Origin of the sequence: Aeromonas sp. NJAU223 (genome assembly GCF_051125555.1) — a bacterium.
Classification (GTDB): Bacteria; Pseudomonadota; Gammaproteobacteria; order Enterobacterales; family Aeromonadaceae; genus Aeromonas; species Aeromonas veronii_G.
Genome location: NZ_CP144204.1, coordinates 3147869 through 3168142, shown reverse-complemented (window position 1 = coordinate 3168142; position 20274 = coordinate 3147869). Strand labels below are relative to the sequence as shown.

Here is a 20274-nt window from a genome sequence, read left to right as displayed (position 1 = left end):
CCCGGCCCGCACTTTTCACCCCTTCGGAGGCCTCATGACCGCGTCCTTGCTCAATCGGCTGCACGCTTACCGCGTGCGCGAGAGCGGCCCCACGCCGCCGGTGGCAGGCAAGCTGACCCGGGTGGTGGGGCTGACCCTGGAGGCCATCGGTTGTCGCGCCGCCATCGGCGCCCTGTGCCGCATCGATACCCAGGAGGGGGCGCTGGAGGCCGAGGTGGTGGGCTTCTCCGGGGATCGCCTGTTCCTGATGCCGAGCGAGCAGCTCAAGGGGGTCATCCCCGGAGCCCGGGTAGTGCCCATCACCGAGGAGCACGGCATTCCGGTGGGGATGAACCTGCTCGGCCGGGTCATCGACGGCATCGGTCAGCCCCTGGACGGGCTCGGTCCCATCCTCGCCTCCCAGACGGTGCAGTTTGCCCAGCACCGCATCAATCCGCTCGCCCGTCGCCCCATCCATCAGCCGATGGACGTGGGGGTGCGTGCCATCAACGCCGTGCTCACCGTGGGCCAGGGCCAGCGGATGGGGCTGTTCGCCGGCTCCGGCGTCGGTAAATCCGTGCTGCTCGGCATGATGACCCGCGGCTCGGTGGCGGACGTGGTGGTGGTGGGGCTCATCGGTGAGCGGGGCCGGGAGGTCAAAGAGTTCATCGAGGAGATCCTCGGGGCCGAGGGGCGCGAGCGGGCCGTGGTGGTGGCGGCGCCTGCCGACGCCTCGCCGCTGATGCGTCTCAAGGGGTGCGAGACGGCGCTGGCCATCGCCGAGTATTTCCGGGATCAGGGGCTCAACGTGCTGCTCTTGATGGACTCCCTCACCCGCTACGCCCAGGCCCAGCGGGAAATCGCCCTGGCGGTGGGGGAACCGCCCGCCACCAAGGGCTACCCGCCTTCGGTGTTTGCCAAATTGCCGGCGCTGGTGGAGCGGGCCGGCAACGGCAGCGACGGCCAGGGCTCCATCACGGCCTTCTTCACCGTGCTGACGGAGGGGGACGATCTGCAGGATCCCATCGCCGACGCGGCGCGGGCCATTCTCGACGGTCACATCGTGCTGGCGCGGGAGCTGGCGGATGCGGGCCACTACCCGGCCATCGACATCGAGAAGTCCATCAGCCGGGTCATGCCCATGGTCACCTCGCCGGAGCACATGGAGCTGGCGCGCACCTTCAAGCAGTTTTACTCCCTCTATCAGCAGAACCGGGATCTCATCACCATCGGCGCCTACAGCCAGGGCTCGGATCCCCGCATCGACCGGGCCATCATCCAGAAACCCTATCTGGATCAGTTCTTGCAACAGAAGATGCGCGAGGTCATTCCCTATGACGAAGGCCTGCAATCCCTGCACATGGTCGCCATGCCATTGATGCGTTGAGCCGATAACCCCGCTGGAGTGCCGTGATGAGTAAAGGATTGGAGCTGTTGGCGACCCGATTGGTGGAGGCCGAAAATCAGGCGGCCATGGCGCTGGCCAAGGCCCAGCAGGACCTGAAGCTGTTCATGGATCAGCAGAATGCGTTGAACCAGTACCGCCAGATCTATCACCAGCAGTGGACGGATCGCGGCCTGCAGGGGATCAGCCCCCAACAGAACAGCCAGTATCACGCCTTCATCAACAAGCTGGAGAATGCGGCGACCCAGCAATACGAGGGGGTGCTGCAGGTGCGCGAGGCGTTGGCCCAGTGCCGCACCCAGTGGCTGGAAGCGCAGCAGCGGCGCAAGGCCGTCGAGCTGTTGCTGGAGAAGCAGGCAGACAAATTGCGCCTGAAGGCCCAGCGCCAGGAGCAGAAGATGCTGGATGATTACGCCATCCAGCGACGCTATCACCACTCTGGCCTGTAATTTGCTTCTCTTCGGTCAATCACTCGATTCATCGACCGCCCCAGCCCCAGGCCGCGCGGTCATCACCGGATTGTCGTCAGGGATCCCAGCATGATACAGACCCAGTTGATTACAGCCTCTGCCCAGGCCAAGTCGGTCGATGGTGCCGCCACCCCGGCGTTGCCTGCGCTGGGTGGCGAGGGGGATCTGCCACTGCCGGGAGAGGGCAAGGCCCTCTTCGCCGATGCCATGGCCCGCCAGCTCGGGCAACAGGATCCCGCCCGTCAGGGGGATGGCGCACTCAAGTCTCCGCTGGATGCCAAATCTTTGGCGGCGAGCGAGACGAGCCAGAATGCACCTCATCAAGTAGAGAAGGCCGACGAGGCCGAGCTTCCCCCCGACGATTTCCTGCAGCAGCTGCAAGCCTCGCTGCGCCAGGACACCACCCTGGTGGCGCAGGTGGCGACCCCTCCCCAGGCTCCGCTCCCTGCCGCCCATCCGGACGGCAATGACTTGCCGCCCGAGTCGCCCTCCATCGCCGGAGTCCCTGGCAAGGACGCCGTGGCCGGTGCCGGGCAGCAAGGGACTTTGCCCCAAAACGACCTGGCCCAGCGCACGGAGCTAGCAGCGGCCTTGGCGCCATCCGGCAAGGGGACGGGTGATGCCGCGAACAGTGCGGCGGAAAAAAGTGCGGCACATGGCGCGGCGTCCCCGGATGCCCTGGGCCGCGTGGCCGGCGCCGATGCCGCCCTGCCGGGCAAACAGGCTGCATCCCCGGTGGAGGACGGGGTTGACAGCCGCGAGACTGGCGCAGACCTGAACGCATCAGAGAGGCCTGTGGCCGACAAGGGTATAGCTGCCAAAGAGGGTGGATCCAAGCCGGAATCCCAACCCCTCTCTGGCCCCGAGCGAGCAGCCCAGCTGGCCAAGGTGGTGACGGGAGAGACCGATGGCGCGAACAGGGAAAACCTGTCCGCCGCGCAGACCGCCAATGACAAGCAGGCCGGTGTGGCCAGGGTCTTTGGAGAAGGGGTGGCCAGTGCCACTATGGTCTCTGCCGATCAGCCCGCAGCCAGTGCCGAGGGCAAGGCTGACGGGCGCTCACCAAGGGGGGCGGATGCCAGCGCACAGGGCGCAGGTGGCGTGACGGTCAACACCGATGATGCATCAGGTCAGGCCCGCGCAGGGGGCAGGGCGCAAGAGAGCGGCACTGCCCAGGCTTCCGTCGCCAAGGCCGAGGGGGCCGTGAGCAGTCAGACTCCAGTGGTGACTCCTGCCGGGACGGCTCAGGTGAGCGATCCCCAGACTCCGGCGCTGGCGGCGCCGCAGCAGGTGTTGGCTCGTCACGAATCCCAGGGGCCACAAGCCTCACTGGCGGCCCTGTCCGCCGGCATCCAGCAGATGGAGAGTGCCCCGACCGTGGTGGTCAAGGCCAATAGCGAGCTCAGAAAAACCGAATTGAAGGGGTCCCTGGACGAGGTCGGCAAGAGTGCGGGGCTGGAGGCCAAGCCCGCCCAGCAGGCCGAGGCGGGTGCCACCACCCAGCAGCTGGCCGCCCAGGGGAATGGCGAGCAAAAATCCGTTGCCGAAACCGGCGCCAGACGGGATGCCCAGAACCTGCCGCACCTCAAGCTGGCGACGCCAGAAACCCCGACTCAGTTGCACCAGAAAGTGAATCTGATGTTGACGGACAAGCTGCAGCAGGCGGAGATCCAGCTCGATCCCCTGGGGCTTGGCAAGATGAAGATCCAGATCCAGATGGGGGCGGACAGTCAGGCCAGCGTCAACTTCGTGGTCCAGCATGGCCAGACCCGGGAGATGCTGGAGCAGGCCATGCCGCGCCTGCGGGACATGCTGGCGGGGCAGGGGATCCAGCTTGGGCAGACCCAGGTGCAACAACAGCCTCAGTCGCAACAACAAGCACAGCAGCACTCCCAGCTGGCGCAGCAGCAATCCCAGGGGCAGGCGAGCTCCGGGGGCGAGGGCCGGCAGGGGAACGGTGGCGCCGGTGGCCGCGGTCAGGGAGAGAGCGAGGGTACGGCCCATACTCTCAGCCTGCTGGTGGAATCGGCAAACGATGCCGGAATTGATTTCTATGCTTGATGCATTCTTAAGTAAGTTTATGATACCGAACAAGTTTGAGACTAGGGTGGACGAGGGATGGCAGACGATAACGAACTGACGCTGAAGGATCCGGCGGCAGCCAAGAAAAAGAAGCTGATCATGATTATCGCCCTGGCCGTTGTCCTGCTCGGGGGCGGGGGGGCCGGTGCCTGGTTCATGCTCTCCGGCGGTGACAAGCCGGCGGCCGATGCCGCCGAGGCCAAGCCCGCCGACAATGCGCCCCAGCCTTCGCTTTATGTGGGCATGCCACGTCCCTTCGTGTTCAACGTGGCGGGTGGCCAGCGGGATCGACTGGTGCAGATCAAGATCCAGTTGATGGTGCGGGGCGCTGCCGACGAGACCCTGGCCAAGCAGAACATCCCCCTGATCGAGGGGACCCTGCTGCGGGTCTTCAGCGCCGCCACTGCCGAGCAGCTGATGACCTTCGAGGGCAAGGAGAAGCTGCGCAAGGATTCACTGGAGGAGTGTCGCCGGGTGCTCAACGATCTGGTCGCTACCCCCGTCATAGAACAAGTGTTGTTTACCGGCTTCGTGATGCAGTAACGAGCCGACCAGTCATGGATAAAGGTGAAGCGTGAGCGATCTGTTAAGTCAGGACGAAATTGATGCCCTGTTGCACGGTGTCGATGATGTCGAAGAGGAAGAGTTAGGGGCGGCCGGGGATCCCGGGATCGCCCAGTTTGACTTCTCCTCCCAGGACCGCATCGTCCGTGGCCGCATGCCGACCCTGGAGCTGGTGAACGAGCGTTTCGCCCGTCACATGCGCATCAGCCTGTTCAACATGATGAGACGCACCGCCGAGGTCTCCATCAACGGCGTGCAGATGCTGAAATTCGGGGAGTACGTGCACACCCTGTTCGTGCCTACCAGCCTGAACATGGTGCGCTTCCGTCCCCTCAAGGGAACGGCTCTCATCACCATGGAGGCGCGCCTCGTCTTCATCCTGGTGGAGAACTTCTTCGGCGGTGACGGTCGCTACCACGCCAAGATCGAGGGGCGCGAATTTACCCCCACGGAGCGGCGCATCATCCAGATGCTGCTCAAGCTGGTGTTCGAGGATTACAAGGATGCCTGGGCCCCGGTGATGGATGTGGGCTTCGAGTACCTCGACTCCGAGGTGAACCCGGCCATGGCGAACATCGTCAGCCCCACCGAGGTGATCGTGGTGAGCTCCTTCCACATCGAACTGGACGGCGGTGGCGGTGACTTCCACGTGGCCATGCCCTACTCCATGCTCGAACCCATTCGTGAGCTGCTGGATGCGGGGGTGCAGAGTGACAAGGGGGACACGGACGTGCGCTGGAGCAAAGCCCTGCGCGACGAGATCATGGACGTCAAGGTGGAGCTCAAGGCCAAGCTGCTGGAGACCGAACTGACCCTGCGGGATCTGATGGAGCTCAAACCCGGCGACATCATCCCGGTGGAGATGCCGGAGAACCTGCTGGTCTATGTGGAGGACTTGCCGACCTTCCATGCCAAGATGGGGCGCACCAAGGAGAACGTTGCGCTCAAGATCACCGACAAAATCAAGCGCCCTGACGGGGTCAAGACAGAGATGCATCTGGTGACCCGGGGGGGCGTGCGTATCGATGGCGAAGCCGAGCTGGAAGAGCTCGAGCGCAGCATCGCCGACAAACACCCCTGATTGACGGCCCGTCATCACGGGCATGAACAGAAGCATTTAGCAGCATAAGGAATTCGAGATGAGCGGAACCGATGACGAGCAGGATCTGATGGCTGACGCCTGGGCTGCCGCGCTGGAAGAGCAGGTGACGGCCGAGGCCAAGCCGGCCCCTCTGGAAGAGCTCAAGGATGACGCCCCCATCAGTGCCGAGGAGCGTCGCAAGCTGGACACCATTCTGGACATCCCGGTGACCATCGCCATGGAGGTGGGTCGCAGCCAGATCAGCATCCGCAACTTGCTGCAACTGAACCAGGGCTCGGTGGTGGAACTGGATCGGGTGGCCGGCGAGCCCCTGGACGTGCTGGTCAACGGCACCCTGATCGCCCACGGCGAGGTGGTGGTGGTGAACGACAAGTTCGGCATCCGCCTGACCGATGTCATCAGCCAGATTGAACGGATCAAGAAACTCAAATGATCCGCGCTCTCGCCCTGATACTGTTCGCCTCTCCGGCGCTGGCGGAGGGGGTCAACCCTCCCAGCATCACCTCCTGGCTGCTCTCCAGCCTGATGGTCATCGGCCTCATCCTGGTGCTGGGCTTTTTGCTCAAGAAGAGCAAGCTCACCAGCGTCATGGGGGGAGGCCAGATGAAGGTGATCGCCACCCTGCCGCTCGGTTACAAGGAGAAGCTGATGGTGGTCAAGGTGGGGGAGCAGCAACTGCTGATCGGGGTGACCCCGCAGCAGGTCAACTTCCTCTACCGGCTGGAGGAGCCGCTGGACGAGAGCCAGCCCCAGGCTTTCTCCCAGCAGCTCGGCAAACTGATGGGCAAGCATGAAAAAAGCTAACTGGATCTGGCTGTTCCTCAGCCTGTTTGCCCCCCTGGCCCTGGCCCAGGACGGCATGTCGGCCCTCACCGTCAAGACCATGGCGGATGGCTCCCAGGAGTACAGTCTGACCCTGCAGGTGCTGGCGCTGATGACCGCGCTCTCCTTCCTGCCGGCCATGGTCATCATGATGACCTCCTTCACCCGCATCATCGTGGTGCTCGGCATCTTGCGCCAAGCCATCGGTCTGCAGCAGAGCCCCTCCAACCAGGTGCTGATCGGCATCGCCCTCTTCATGTCGTTCTTCATCATGTCCCCGGTGCTGGATCGCATCAACGAGGAGGCGCTGCAGCCCTATCTGGCGGAGACCATAGGGCCCAAGGAGGCGCTGGAGAAGGCTGAACTGCCCATTCACCAGTTCATGCTGGCCCAGACCCGGGTCAAGGATCTCAACACCTTCATGGAGATAGCCAACGTGCAGGTGGACAAGCCGGCGGACGTGCCCCTGCGGGTGCTGATCCCGGCCTTCGTCACCAGCGAGCTCAAGACCGCATTCCAGATAGGCTTCATGCTGTTCCTGCCCTTCCTGGTCATCGATCTGGTGGTGGCGAGCATCCTGATGGCCATGGGGATGATGATGCTGTCACCCATGCTGGTGTCGCTGCCCTTCAAGCTGATGTTGTTCGTCATGGTGGATGGCTGGAACCTGATCCTGGGGTCCCTTGCCAACAGCTTCGGGCTGGGCGCGGGTTAGCCGGTCAATCGAAAGGATCCGACACATGAGTCCTGAAACCTTTGTCGACGTGTTTCGCGAGGCGCTCTGGCTGGTGACCATCATGGTGTGCGCCGTGATCCTGCCGAGCCTGATGGTGGGCCTCATCGTTGCCATCTTCCAGGCGGCGACCTCCATCAACGAACAGACCCTGAGCTTCCTGCCCCGTCTGGTAGTGACCCTGCTGGCCCTGGGGCTCGGCGCCCACTGGGGCTTGCAGAGCCTGATCGACTTCTTCCAGCTGATGGTCAGCCAGATCCCCGAGGTGGTGGGGTAATGCCTGTGGGCGCAGGCGACTGGCCACCGTGCCCGCCCGTTGCAGGGACGCGGTCATGACCTACACCACGGCGGTGATCATGGAGTGGCTGGCCTCCATCGTCTGGCCCCTTGCCCGCATCAGCAGCCTGCTGATGGTGATGGCCGTGTTCGGCAGCCGCCTGGCCCCCGCCCGGGTGCGCATGGGGCTGGCGCTTGCCATCACCTTCATCATCGCCCCCCTGTTGCCCCCCATGCCCAAGGTGGAGCTTTTCTCCGTCGGCAGTTTCCTGGTGCTGGGACAGCAACTGCTCATCGGTGTGGCGCTCGGTCTGATGACCCAGTTCCTGCTGGAGACCTTCGTGATGGCGGGCCAGGTGATCGCCATGCAGACCAGTCTGGGCTTCGCCACCCTGGTGGACCCCATGAACGGCCAGTCCGCCCCAGTGGTGGGCCAGTTCTACCTGATGCTGGCGACCCTGGTGTTTCTGGCGGTGGACGGGCATCTTTTGATGATCAAGATGGTGGTGCTGAGCTTCGAGACCCTGCCGGTATCGGATCAGGGGCTCTCCCTGCCCGCTATCCGCAGCCTGGTGAGCTTCCTCGGGGTCATGTATCAGGCCTCCCTGGTGATGGCGTTGTCGGCCATTGTCGCGCTGCTGCTCATCAACTTCGCATTCGGGGTCATGACCCGGGCCGCCCCCCAGCTCAACATCTTCAGCATCGGCTTTGCGGTCAGCATGATGTCCGGTCTCTTCATCCTCTGGCTCACCATCGGCGGCTTCATGGGGCACTTCGAGGCCATCTGGGAGCGGGTGCAGGAGACCAGCTGCGAATTGATCGATGTGCGCTGCTTCGGGGGCCAGAATGGCTGAGCGTACCGAGGTGATATCCTTCGCCCTGATGGTTGGTCTGGGCGGCATGCCGCCAGGAACGACCTGCCTCGGAGGTCAGCATGGCTGATACCGATCAGGAACGCACAGAACAACCCACGGGCAAACGACTGCAACAGGCCCGGGAAAAAGGGCAGATTGCACGTTCCAAGGAGCTGGGTACCGCCAGCGTCCTGCTGGCCACCGTCTTCGGTCTGCTGATGATCAAGGAGAGCCTGGCGGGGGCCATGATCAAGGTGCTCACCATGGGCTTCACCCTGGAGCGGGAGCAGGCCTTCGATCCCAATGCCATGGGGGTCATGCTGCCGACCCTGCTATGGGAGCTGGTGCAGCCGCTGGGCATGCTGTTCCTGCTGGTGGCCATCGCTGCCTTTGTCGGCAATACCCTGCTCGGCGGGATGAACTTCTCCTCCGAGGCGATGTTACCCAAATGGAGCAAGCTCAGTCCCTTGAATGGCCTGAAACGGATGTTCGGGGTGCAATCCCTGGTGGAACTGCTCAAATCCATCGCAAAAGTGCTGTTCATTAGTCTGTTCGCCTGGTGGATGCTCTCCAGTCAGTTCAATCATCTGTTGAATCTCTCCCTCGAGGGCTTCCCCGGCGGCATCATCGATGCCCTGGATCTGCTGCTCTGGATGCTCATCATCCTCTGTTGCGCCCTCATCCCCATCGTCGCCATCGATGTGCCCTTCCAGACCTGGAACCACACCCGCCAGTTGAAGATGACCAAGCAGGAGATAAAAGACGAGTTCAAAGACAGCGAGGGCAAGCCCGAGGTCAAGGGCAAGATCCGCCAGTTGCAGATGCAGATGGCGATGCGCCGCATGATGGGGGATGTGCCCAAGGCCGACGTGGTGATCACCAACCCGACCCACTACTCGGTGGCGCTCAAATACGACGCCAGCAAGCCCGGGGCGGCCCCCAAGGTGCTGGCCAAGGGGGCGGACGAGGTGGCGATGAAGATACGGGAGATCGCCCGCGAGTACGACATCCCCATCATGGCCTCGCCGCCGCTCACCCGTGCCATCTTCCATGCCACCGAGATAGGGCAGGAGATCCCGGAGGGGCTGTTTGCCGCCGTGGCCCAGGTGCTGGCCTATGTCTATCAGCTCAAGAAGTTCCGCCGTGGCCGTGGTCGCCGACCGACCCCCATCGCCACTGAGTTGCCGATCCCGCCGGAGTTTCGCAAGTAGCCTTGCCACCATGGGCTAAGTGCTAGCCTACGTCTCTCCGCTCAAGACGTTCCGCCGTGGTCGCCGACCGACCCCATCACCATGGAGCTGCCGATCCCGTTTGCGTTATGTCGGTGATGAAAGATTCACCAACGTCGAACTTCTGACAGCGTCAAAATAAAATCCTTTCATATCAACAGTTTGAATTGTTGGCTTGATGTTTGCTTTAATCCGGAAACTGGCAGTCGATAACTGAGAACAGCGATGGGATTCAAGGCAGGATTGGGCCGTTTAAAAGAGTACAGGTGGATGCTTGGCAAGGGGGTAGGGACCCCGCTGCTGGTGCTCGCCTCTCTCGGCATGGTGGTGTTGCCCATTCCGCCCCTGATGCTGGATATCCTGTTCTCCTTCAACATCGCCCTCTCCATCGTGGTACTGCTGGTGGCCGTCTACACCCGCCGTCCGCTGGAATTTGCCGCTTTCCCCACCGTCTTGCTGATAGCGACCCTCTTGCGACTTGCCCTCAACGTGGCCTCCACCCGGGTGGTGCTGCTGGAAGGTCATAACGGCACCGCAGCCGCCGGCCACGTGATCGAGGCCTTCGGCAACGTGGTGATCGGTGGCAACTACGCGGTCGGTATCATCGTCTTCATGATCCTGGTGATCATCAACTTTGTGGTAGTCACCAAGGGTGCGGGCCGGATCTCCGAGGTGAGCGCCCGCTTCACCCTGGATGCCATGCCCGGCAAGCAGATGGCCATCGATGCGGATCTCAACGCCGGCCTCATCAATCAGGAAGAGGCCAAGAAGCGCCGTCAGGATGTGACCCAGGAGGCCGACTTCTACGGTTCCATGGACGGTGCCTCCAAATTCGTGAAGGGGGATGCCATCGCCGGCATCATGATCCTCTTCATCAACATCATCGGTGGTTTCATCATCGGCATGATGCAGCACCAGCTCACCTTCGGCGAGGCGGCTCAGGTCTATACCCTGCTCGCCATCGGTGATGGTCTGGTGGCGCAGATCCCCTCGCTGCTGCTCTCCATCGCTGCCGCCATCATCGTGACCCGCCAGAACACGGATCAGGACATGGGCACGGCAGTGCTCGGTCAGCTGTTCGACAACCCCAAGGCGCTGGTGATCTCCGCCGGTATCCTGCTGTTGATGGGCATAGTGCCCGGCATGCCGCACCTGGCGTTCCTGAGCCTCGGTGCCATCGCCGCGGTCGGTGCCTGGTGGCTGCTGCGCCGTGACAAGCTGCGGGCCGCCAAGGCGGCCAGTGGCGAGTTGTTGCCGCAGGCGGCCGATCAGCCTCATGAGCAGAAGGATCTGAGCTGGGATGACGTCATGCCGGTGGATGTCATCGGTCTCGAGGTGGGTTACCAGCTTATTCCGCTGGTGGACAAGAGCCAGGGCGGAGAACTGCTCAATCGGATCAAGGGGGTGCGCAAGAAGCTCTCCCAGGAGTTCGGCTTCCTGGTGCCTGCCGTGCATATCCGGGACAACCTGGATCTCGCGCCAAACCAGTATCGTATCACCCTGATGGGGGTGAGCACGGGGGAGGCCACCGTCTATCACGATAAGGAGATGGCCATCAATCCGGGTCAGGTGTTTGGCCAGATCCAGGGTATCGCCACCCAGGATCCCGCCTTCGGGCTGGAGGCGGTATGGGTCGCCAAGGAGCAGGTCTCCCAGGCCCAGACCCTGGGCTATACGGTGGTGGATGCCGCCACCGTGGTCGCCACCCACATGAGCCAGATCCTCTCCAACCATGCGGCGCTGCTGCTGGGTCATGACGAAGTGCAACAACTGCTGGATATGATAGGGAAGCACCAGAGCAAGCTGGTGGAAGGTCTGGTTCCCGAGGTGATCAGCATGGGCAACTTGGTCAAGGTGCTGCAAAATCTCCTCAATGAAGGCGTGCCAATTCGCGATATGCGCACTATCCTGCAGACCCTCGTGGAATATGCGCCCCGCAGCCCGGATCCGGAAGTGCTGACAGCCGCCTGTCGTATCGCCCTGCGCAGACTCATCGTGCAGGAGATCGCAGGCCCCGAACCGGAGCTGCCGGTGATCACCCTGTCGCCAGAATTGGAACGTATATTGCATCAATCCCTGCAAGCAGGTGGGGGAGATGGCGCCGGCATAGAGCCGGGACTGGCGGAGCGGATGCAGCGCTCCCTGGTGGAAGCCACTCAACGACAAGAACTGGAAGGCCAACCGGCCGTGCTTCTGACATCGGGGATACTGCGCAATACCCTGGCGAAGTTTGTCAAGAATGCCATTCCTGGATTACGCGTGCTGTCCTATCAGGAAGTGCCTGACGACAAGCAGATCCGCATCGTCAGTGCGGTAGGACAAGGCTAGTTAGCGGAGATGACGGGTGAAGATTAAGCGGTTTTTTGCCAAAGACATGCGTACTGCGCTGGCCGAGGTCAAGGAGACTCTCGGGCCGGATGCTGTCATCATGTCCAACAAGAAGGTCACCGGTGGGGTGGAGATAGTCGCAGCCGTCGACTACCAGTCCCAGGTGCCCGGACCCAAGGATGCGCCGGTTCGCCGTCAGTTGAACGATGAGAGCGTCAATATCTCGTCTGCGGGCAAGCAGATGACGCGCCAGGCTCCCAAGGAGCAGAACGAATATTATGCCGATACCCTGGCCGCCCTGCTGGCGCGCCAGCAGAAGCTCAACCCCGCCAATCCGGCAGGGGAGAGGGGCAACAGTAATCAGTCTGCCGGTCTGGTGTCGGCCACTGCCGCCCCCAAGACCCTGGCGGAACAGGGCCAGTGGGGGGCAGCCCCCGAGCCTGCCAAGCCCAGGCCCCGTCCCACTTCCCCGTCCCGCCCGGCTCAGGCTCCCCAGCGGGATCAGGAGATGGAAGGGATGCGCAAGGAGATGGCCAGCATCCGCAAGCTGCTGGAGCACCAGATCTCCGGTCTGATGTGGCAGGAGGTGGAGCGCCGCGAGCCGATGCGGGCCCTGCTCATCAAGGAGCTCAAGAAGATGGGCTTCGATGACGCCTTCTCCGATCAGCTGGCGGGTCTGATTCCGGAAGACATGCCCATCCATCAGGCCATGGCCCAGCTGGCCGAGGTACTGACGGCCCAGCTCAAGATCAGCGAAGATGACATCTTGCGCCAGGGCGGCGCGGTGGCTCTGCTCGGCCCGACCGGGGTCGGCAAGACCACCACCATCGCCAAGCTGGCGGCCCGCTTCGCCATGAAGTACGGTGCCGAGCAGGTGGCGCTCATCACCACGGACAATTATCGGATCGGGGCCCACGAGCAGTTGCAGACCTATGGTCGCATCATGGGCTGCCCGGTGCGCCAGGTGCGGGATGCCGAAGAGCTGGCCAATGCGCTCTACCAGTTCCGCAACCGCCGGCTGGTGCTTATCGATACCGCCGGGGTGGGGCAGCGGGATGTCCGTCTGACCGAGCAGCTCGATACCCTGGTCAAGAATGCCAAGATGCGCATTCGCAGCTATCTGGTCATGTCGGCCACCTCCCAGCGCCGGGTGATGCAGGAGGCGGTGGATCACTTCCGGCGCATTCCCCTGTCCGGCTGCATCCTGACCAAGCTCGACGAGAGCCTGAATCTGGGGGAAGTGATCAACGTCTGCATTCAAAATGCCCTGCCCATCAGCTACATCACCGATGGACAACGGGTGCCGGAAGACATTCAAGTTGCCAATGCGGCGCTGCTGGTCGGCGCCGCCATGGGTTCGCTGGAGCGAGAAGCGGAAGACCCCTATTTCTGGGGGGCGGGCTTTGGCGAGACCGAGGATTCGGAGTTTTATGAGTAACATGTATATGGATCAGGCGAGTGGTCTGCGCAAAATGCGTCAAAACAATAGAGTGAAAGTGATCGCCGTGTCCGGAGGCAAGGGGGGCGTGGGCAAGACCAACGTCACCCTGAACGTGGCGGGAGCCATGGCCGCCCAGGGCAAGCGGGTGATGGTGCTGGATGCCGACCTGGGTCTGGCCAACGTCGACGTCATGTTGGGGCTGCGGGTGCATCGCAACCTCTCCCACGTGCTGGCCGGCGAGTGCACCATCGACGACATCATCGTCGAGGGGCCCTACGGCATGATGATAGTGCCGGCGACCTCGGGTACCCAGTCCATGGTGGAGCTCTCCCCGGTACAGCACGCCGAACTCATCCGCGCCTTCGGGGAGATGAAGACCCAGGTGGATGTGCTGCTGGTGGACACGGCGGCGGGGATCTCCGACATGGTGCTGAGCTTCACCCGCGCCGCCCAGGACATCATGGTGGTGGTGTGCGACGAGCCCACTTCCATCACCGATGCCTATGCGCTCATCAAGATCCTCTCCAAGGATCACGGGGTGTTCCGCTTCAAGGTGGTGGCGAACATGGTGCGTTCCTTGCGCGAAGGGCAGGAACTCTACGCCAAGCTGACCCGGGTCACCGATCGCTTCCTCGATACCTCTCTGGAGCTGGTGGCCTGCGTGCCTTACGACACCAACCTGCGCGCCGCCGTGCGCAAGCAGAAGCTGATCGTCGAGGCCTTCCCCAAGTCGCCGGCAGCCCTGGCGTTTCGCGCCCTGGCCAACAAGGCGGCGAGCTGGCCCATTCCGAACCAGCCGGGTGGTCACCTCGAGTTTTTCCTCGAGAATTTGTTGCAAAAGCCGGTCATAGCACAGGAAGAGTCCCGTGAATAAAGCCCAAGCATACTTGCGTCATCAGGATTCCTACGTGCTGGTGGAGCGTCACGCTCCACTGGTGAAACGGATTGCCCAGCATCTATTGGCTCGCCTGCCAAGCAGTGTCTTGCTGGATGACCTGATCCAGGCAGGTATGATTGGGCTGCTCGAAGCTTCCCGAAACTTTGACGGCAGCAAGGGCGCCAGCTTTGAGACCTACGCCGGCATCCGCATCCGCGGTGCCATGCTCGACGAGATCCGCCGTGGCGACTGGGTGCCCCGTTCGGTGCATCGAAACAGCCGCGCCATCGCCGAGGCCATCGAAAACGTGGAACAGGCACACGGCCGTGATGCCAGGGATACAGAAGTGGCCTCCCAGATGGGGGTCTCCCTCGGTGATTACCACGCCATGCTGCAGGATGTCTCCTGTGGCAAGATCATCGGCATCGAGGATCTGGGGGTCAGCGAGGATGTGATAGGCCATCCCGATGACATCAGCCACGGTGGTTACGACGATCTGGCGGCCGAGCGCTTCCAGGGTGCCCTGGCAGAACACATCGCCCGCTTGCCCGAGCGGGAAGCCCTGGTGCTTTCGCTGTATTACGACGAAGAATTGAACTTGCGTGAGATCGGTGAAGTATTGAGCGTGAGCGAGTCTCGCGTGAGCCAGATCCACAGTCAGGCCATGCACAGATTGCGGGCGCGCCTGCGAGATTGGAATTTATAAGTGGTTGTACTGGCTACACTGAGACCCAACTCTAAGGCATAATCCGCACCATTAACGCTACGTTCAGCATCATGTAAGTGAGCCGTCCTGACGGCTATTTAGGAGGGAATTTTGGACAAGAACATGAAAATCCTCATCGTCGATGATTTTTCAACGATGCGCCGGATTATCAAGAACTTGCTGCGTGACCTGGGATACAACAATACCCACGAAGCAGACGACGGCAACACGGCGCTGCCGATGCTCAAGAATGGCGACTACCAGTTTGTAGTCACCGATTGGAACATGCCGGGCATGCAGGGCATCGACCTGCTCAAGGCCATTCGCCTGGATGACAAACTCAAGCACCTGCCGGTCCTGATGGTCACTGCCGAAGCGAAGCGCGAGCAGATCATCGAAGCCGCTCAGGCCGGGGTCAATGGCTACATCGTCAAGCCGTTCACTGCCGCCACCCTCAAAGAGAAGCTCGACAAAATCTTCGAACGAATCGGCTAAGGAGTGGCAGGGATGAAGGCCAAAACGAGTGCCATGATCTCGCTCGAGCAGGCAAGGATGCTGGTTGCCCATCTGGAGCGTGAGGAGTTTGAACAGGCCGATACCATTCTCGCCGATGTGTGTGCCCCCAATGCGGCGACCCTGTTTGACAAGGTAGGGCAGCTGACCCGCCAGTTGCACAACTCTTTGCAGGACTTTCGCTTGGATCCCCGGATCCCGGATCTCGCCACCCACGAGATCCCCGATGCCCGGGAGCGCCTGAGCTATGTCATCGACATGACGGACAAGGCGGCCAACCGCACCATGGATGCGGTGGAGGCCAGTCTGCCGATCGCCGATCGTCTCAACGACAACATCCAGTTGGTGATGCCCAATTGGAATGCCTTGATGAGCCGGGAATTGGAACTGGGTCAATTCAAGGCGCTCTGCCATCAACTGAATGATTTCATTAAGGCTTCGGAGTCCGATGCCGATAAGTTACGTCAACTGCTGACGGAAATTCTGATGGCACAGGATTTCCAGGACTTGACCGGCCAGATGATCCGCAAGGTCATCAAGCTGGTGCAGGAAGTGGAAACAAAATTGATAGAGATGCTGACCATGTTTGGTGAGGCCGCCGGTGAACAGGTCACCCGCAGCCAGCCCGTGAGTGGCATCGAGGCAGAAGGCCCCATCATGAACCCCCAGACGCGGTCCGATGTGGTCAACGGTCAAGATGATGTGGACGATCTGCTGTCTAGCCTGGGATTTTAATGGAGTGACGCATGGCCTTCGAAGTTGATGAAGACATACTGCAAGACTTTTTGGTCGAAGCATCAGAAATATTGGAACAGTTGTCTGAACAACTGGTCGACCTGGAAAAGCGACCCGATGACAAGAATCTGTTGAATGCCATTTTCCGCGGCTTCCATACCGTCAAAGGCGGGGCCGGTTTCCTCTCCCTGACCGAACTGGTGGACGTCTGCCACGGCGCCGAGAACATCTTCGATATCCTGCGCAATGGCAAGCGAAGCGTCACCGCCGAGCTGATGGATGTGATCCTGCAGGCGCTGGATGCCATCAACGTCATGTTCGCCCAGGTACAAAACCGGGAGCCCACCAGCCCGGCCTCCGCCGAACTGCTGCACGACTTGCACGAGTTGTGCAAACCCGAAGGCCAGGAGCAATTGCTGACCGCCCGCGCTGCCGCCGTGCCACAACCCGAACCTGAGCCCGAGCCCGAACCGGAACCCGTCATGGCAGCCCCTGAGGCCCCGACCGCCGTCAATGGCGGCGGCTCCATCGACGAGATCTCCGCCGATGAGTTCGAGCGCCTGCTGGACGAACTGCACGGTGTCGGCAAGGCGCCGACCATCTCCGCGTCTCCGGTGTTGAGTGACACTGGTGATATCACCGACGACGAATTCGAAGCCCTGCTCGACCAGCTGCACGGCCAGGGTCAGCACGGCGGCAAGCCGGATCTCGCCCCGCTGCAATCGGTTCAGCAGGAGGTGGACGACCTCATCGGTGACGACGAGTTCGAGCGCCTGCTCGATGAGTTGCACGGCCGTGGCCAGAGTCCGCAACATAGCATGGCTGCTCCGGCTGCTCCGGCTGCTCCGGCTGCTCCGGCTGCTCCGGCTGCTCCGGCTGCTCCGGCTGCTCCTGCAGCGACAACCCCACAGCCCGCCGCGGCTCCCGCCCAGGCAGCCAAACCGGCTCCCGCCGCCAAGCCTGCGCCAGCGCCGGTGGCCAAAGCTCCCCAAGCCTCTGCTGCAGCCAAGCCCGCCGCACCTGCCGAGAACAGTGCGGTACAGAGCGATACCACGGTGCGGGTGGATACCAAGACCCTGGACGTCATCATGAACATGGTGGGTGAGCTGGTGCTGGTGCGTAACCGCCTGGTGAGCCTCGGCATCGCCAGCAATGACGAAGAGATGTCCAAGGCGGTAGCGAACCTGGATGTGGTGACGGCTGACCTGCAAGGGGCGGTCATGAAGACCCGCATGCAGCCCATCAAGAAGGTGTTCGGTCGCTTCCCGCGGGTGGTGCGCGACCTGGCCCGGACCCTCAAGAAAGATATTGAACTCATCATGGTCGGTGAGGACACGGATCTCGACAAGAACTTGGTGGAGGCCCTGGCCGATCCCCTGGTTCACCTGGTGCGCAACTCCTGCGATCACGGTGTCGAGATGCCGGATGTGCGGGAGAAGGCGGGCAAGCCCCGTCAGGGGACCATCACCCTGAGCGCTTCCCAGCAGGGAGATCACATCCTGCTCTGCATCGAGGACGATGGCGCCGGCATGGATCCGGAGAAGCTGAAATCCATCGCCATCAGTCGTGGCGTGCTGGACGCCGACAGTGCGGCGCGCATGAGTGATAATGACGCCTACAACCTGATTTTTGCACCCGGTTTCTCTACAAAATCGGAGATTTCCGATATTTCCGGCCGTGGTGTCGGCATGGACGTGGTGAAAACCAGCATCGTCAGCCTGAACGGTTCCGTGCATATCGACTCCACCTGGGGCAAGGGCACCCGCCTCGAGATCAAGGTGCCCCTCACCCTGGCCATCTTGCCGACCCTGATGGTGGAAGTGGGTCAGCAGACCTTCGCCCTGCCCCTTGGCTGCGTGAACGAGATTTTCCATCTGGATCTGAAGAAGGCCAACATGGTGGACGGTCAGCTCACCATCATAGTGCGCGACAAGGCCATCCCGCTGTTCTACCTGCACAAGTGGCTGGTACGCGGCGCCAAGTCTGCCCGCCAGGACACCGGCCACGTGGTCATCGTCCAGATTGGCACCCAGCAGGTGGGCTTCGTGGTGGACAACCTCATCGGCCAGGAAGAGGTGGTCATCAAGCCCCTGGACAACCTGCTGCAAGGCACCCCGGGCATGGCGGGGGCCACCATCACCAGCGATGGCGGCATTGCCCTCATTCTGGATGTGCCCAGCCTGCTCAAGGCCTATGCACGTCGTCACTGATCGGTCTGGCCCAAGGAGTTAGAAAAAGCACAATGGCAGTCAAGGTATTAGTGGTCGACGATTCGAGTTTCTTCCGCCGCAGGGTGAGCGAGATCATCAATCAGGATCCCCTGATGACGGTGATCGACACGGCCCAGAACGGGCGGGAGGCGGTAGACAAGGCGCAGCAGTTGCGGCCCGATGTCATCACCATGGACATCGAGATGCCGGTGCTCGATGGCATCAGCGCCGTGCGCGAGATCATGGCCAAATGCCCGACGCCCATCCTGATGTTCTCCTCCCTGACCCACGACGGCGCCAAGGCGACCCTGGATGCGCTGGATGCCGGTGCCCTCGACTTTCTGCCCAAGAAGTTTGAAGACATCGCCCGCGACAAGGACGAGGCGGTCAGCCTGCTGCAGCAGCGGGTCAGGGAGATAGCCCGCAAGCGCTTCCTGATGGCGGCCAGGCCCAGAGCCCCCGAACCCGTGGCACGCCCCGTGCTGGGCGGCGCAGCCAGTGCCACCGCCGCTGGTGCGGCCGTGCGCCCCGCCGAGCCGGTGCGAACGCCAAGTGCCCCCGCCAGTTTCAAGCGCAGTGGCAAGAGCTACCAGCTGGTGGCCATCGGGACCTCCACCGGTGGGCCGGTGGCGCTGCAAAATGTGCTGACCAAGTTGCCGGGGGATTTCCCCCATCCGATTTTGTTAATCCAGCATATGCCGGCGACCTTTACCGCCGCCTTTGCCGCCCGCCTCAACGGGCTGTGCCAGATCGGCGTCAAGGAGGCCGAAGATGGCGACGTGCTTAAACCCGGTCATGCCTATCTGGCTCCCGGTGGCAAGCAGATGCTGCTGGAGGGGCGTGGCCCAGGTTCGCGCATCCGCATCCTGGATGGCAACGACAAGGTCAACTACAAGCCCTGTGTCGACATCACCTTCGCCTCCGCCGCCAAGATCTACGGGGACAAGGTGCTGGCCATCGTGCTGACCGGCATGGGGGCCGATGGTCGGGATGGGGCTCGCCTGCTGAAAGAGCAAGGGGCCACCATCTGGGCGCAGGACGAAGCCTCCTGCGTCGTTTATGGCATGCCCCAGGCGGTCGCCAAGGCGGGTATCGCCAGTGAATCCCTGCCGCTGGACAGGGTCGCCCAGCGTATCCTGGTCGAGTTGGGCCGCTAGATGGGCATGCTCGGCCTGGTGCTGGCGCTGGCTGCCCTGGCGATTGCCCAGTGGTGGCACGGGGGCAGCCTGCTGACCCTGCTTGACGGCCCGGCCTTCGTCATCGTGGTCGGCGGCACCTGGGGGGCGGTGATCCTGCAAACCCCCCGCAAATACATGCTGGCGGCCTTGAAGCAGGCCCGCTGGATGCTGTTCCCGCCCCAGTGGGATCTCCCTGCGCAGGCCGAACGGCTGCAGACCTGGGCCCAGTTTGCCCGCCAGCAAGGCTTGCTGGCGCTGGAGAACCAGGCGGAGGAGGAGCTTGAACCCTTCACCCGCCAGGGGCTCACCATGATAGTGGACGGGGTAGCCATCGAGGATCTGCGCCGGCTGCTGGAAGCGGACATCGACATCGAGCAGGAGCGCAATGAGCACGCGGCCCGGGTGTTCGAGGCCATGGGGGGGTACAGCCCGACCATCGGCATCATCGGGGCGGTGATCGGCCTCATCCAGGCCATGTTCCACCTGGAGGAGCCGGGTACGCTCGGGGCTGGAATTGCCATCGCCTTCGTCGCAACCATCTACGGGGTGGGGTTTGCAAACCTCATTTATCTGCCCATTGCCAATCGCCTCAGGGCATTCCACTACCATTACGGTCTCTACCAGGAGATGACGCTGGAGGGGCTGCTGGCCATCGCCCACGGGGAGAATGGTCTGCAGGTTGAACGGCGGTTACGGGCTTATCTGAAAGGGGAGTAGTCGATCCTTGGCACTTGGCCAGAGGGAGACCGATTGGCAGCGCAAGGGCGGTT

The 20274-nt window shown here is 62.3% G+C and carries 20 protein-coding genes; all 20 read left to right on the top strand.

Features of this window, described 5'->3' with window-relative positions:
* Window positions 1–34 precede the first annotated feature (34 nt).
* The gene (gene fliI, locus VZC39_RS14335) at window positions 35–1366 is read left to right on the top strand and encodes a flagellar protein export ATPase FliI (RefSeq protein ID WP_434663445.1); all 1332 of its coding nucleotides are present in this window, start codon (window positions 35–37) and stop codon (window positions 1364–1366) included.
* Window positions 1367–1392: 26 nt separating this feature from the next.
* Window positions 1393–1833 carry a flagellar export protein FliJ gene (gene fliJ / locus VZC39_RS14330; protein WP_434663442.1) on the top strand — a complete coding sequence of 147 codons (441 nt, stop codon included), beginning with the start codon at window positions 1393–1395 and terminating at the stop codon, window positions 1831–1833.
* Between the two features lie 90 nt (window positions 1834–1923).
* Window positions 1924–3915, top strand: coding sequence for a flagellar hook-length control protein FliK (locus tag VZC39_RS14325; RefSeq protein WP_434663439.1), 1992 nt, complete (start codon window positions 1924–1926; stop codon window positions 3913–3915).
* A gap of 57 nt (window positions 3916–3972) precedes the next feature.
* A complete protein-coding gene (fliL, locus tag VZC39_RS14320) occupies window positions 3973–4479 on the top strand; it encodes a flagellar basal body-associated protein FliL (protein ID WP_434663436.1) in 507 nt (168 codons plus the stop codon).
* Between the two features lie 31 nt (window positions 4480–4510).
* The gene (fliM, locus tag VZC39_RS14315; RefSeq protein ID WP_349918854.1) at window positions 4511–5581 is read left to right on the top strand and encodes a flagellar motor switch protein FliM; all 1071 of its coding nucleotides are present in this window, start codon (window positions 4511–4513) and stop codon (window positions 5579–5581) included.
* Window positions 5582–5639: 58 nt separating this feature from the next.
* Window positions 5640–6035 (top strand): flagellar motor switch protein FliN, encoded by a 396-nt coding sequence (gene fliN, locus VZC39_RS14310; protein ID WP_025326247.1) that lies wholly within the window; start codon window positions 5640–5642, stop codon window positions 6033–6035.
* Window positions 6032–6406, top strand: a complete 375-nt coding sequence (gene fliO, locus VZC39_RS14305) for a flagellar biosynthetic protein FliO (protein WP_434663432.1) — start codon at window positions 6032–6034, stop codon at window positions 6404–6406. Before fliN ends, fliO begins: the two co-directional genes overlap by 4 nt.
* A complete protein-coding gene (fliP, locus tag VZC39_RS14300) occupies window positions 6393–7139 on the top strand; it encodes a flagellar type III secretion system pore protein FliP (protein ID WP_434663430.1) in 747 nt (248 codons plus the stop codon). The genes fliO and fliP overlap by 14 nt, the downstream gene beginning before the upstream one ends.
* A 25-nt stretch (window positions 7140–7164) precedes the next feature.
* Window positions 7165–7434, top strand: coding sequence for a flagellar biosynthesis protein FliQ (gene fliQ / locus VZC39_RS14295; RefSeq protein WP_349918849.1), 270 nt, complete (start codon window positions 7165–7167; stop codon window positions 7432–7434).
* A gap of 55 nt (window positions 7435–7489) precedes the next feature.
* Window positions 7490–8287 (top strand): flagellar biosynthetic protein FliR, encoded by a 798-nt coding sequence (gene fliR, locus VZC39_RS14290; protein ID WP_349918848.1) that lies wholly within the window; start codon window positions 7490–7492, stop codon window positions 8285–8287.
* Window positions 8288–8367: 80 nt separating this feature from the next.
* Window positions 8368–9498, top strand: coding sequence for a flagellar biosynthesis protein FlhB (gene flhB, locus VZC39_RS14285; protein ID WP_434663426.1), 1131 nt, complete (start codon window positions 8368–8370; stop codon window positions 9496–9498).
* Between the two features lie 243 nt (window positions 9499–9741).
* Entirely contained in the window at window positions 9742–11844 is a 2103-nt protein-coding gene (gene flhA / locus VZC39_RS14280) for a flagellar biosynthesis protein FlhA (protein WP_434663423.1), read from the top strand.
* 16 nt (window positions 11845–11860) lie between these two features.
* Complete coding sequence (flhF, locus tag VZC39_RS14275) at window positions 11861–13282, top strand: flagellar biosynthesis protein FlhF (RefSeq protein ID WP_349918844.1); 1422 nt, start codon at window positions 11861–11863, stop codon at window positions 13280–13282.
* Between the two features lies 1 nt (window position 13283).
* Window positions 13284–14159, top strand: a complete 876-nt coding sequence (locus tag VZC39_RS14270) for a MinD/ParA family protein (RefSeq protein WP_349922509.1) — start codon at window positions 13284–13286, stop codon at window positions 14157–14159.
* A complete protein-coding gene (locus VZC39_RS14265) occupies window positions 14152–14868 on the top strand; it encodes an RNA polymerase sigma factor FliA (protein ID WP_349918843.1) in 717 nt (238 codons plus the stop codon). The genes VZC39_RS14270 and VZC39_RS14265 overlap by 8 nt, the downstream gene beginning before the upstream one ends.
* Window positions 14869–14991: 123 nt before the next feature.
* Entirely contained in the window at window positions 14992–15363 is a 372-nt protein-coding gene (cheY, locus tag VZC39_RS14260) for a chemotaxis response regulator CheY (protein WP_425266319.1), read from the top strand.
* Window positions 15364–15375: 12 nt separating this feature from the next.
* Window positions 15376–16116, top strand: a complete 741-nt coding sequence (locus VZC39_RS14255) for a protein phosphatase CheZ (protein WP_349918841.1) — start codon at window positions 15376–15378, stop codon at window positions 16114–16116.
* Window positions 16117–16127: 11 nt separating this feature from the next.
* Window positions 16128–18326, top strand: a complete 2199-nt coding sequence (locus tag VZC39_RS14250) for a chemotaxis protein CheA (protein ID WP_434663418.1) — start codon at window positions 16128–16130, stop codon at window positions 18324–18326.
* A gap of 32 nt (window positions 18327–18358) precedes the next feature.
* Window positions 18359–19483 carry a protein-glutamate methylesterase/protein-glutamine glutaminase gene (locus VZC39_RS14245; protein WP_349918838.1) on the top strand — a complete coding sequence of 375 codons (1125 nt, stop codon included), beginning with the start codon at window positions 18359–18361 and terminating at the stop codon, window positions 19481–19483.
* Complete coding sequence (locus VZC39_RS14240; protein WP_349918837.1) at window positions 19484–20221, top strand: flagellar motor protein; 738 nt, start codon at window positions 19484–19486, stop codon at window positions 20219–20221. It begins immediately after the preceding gene.
* Window positions 20222–20274 lie beyond the last annotated feature (53 nt).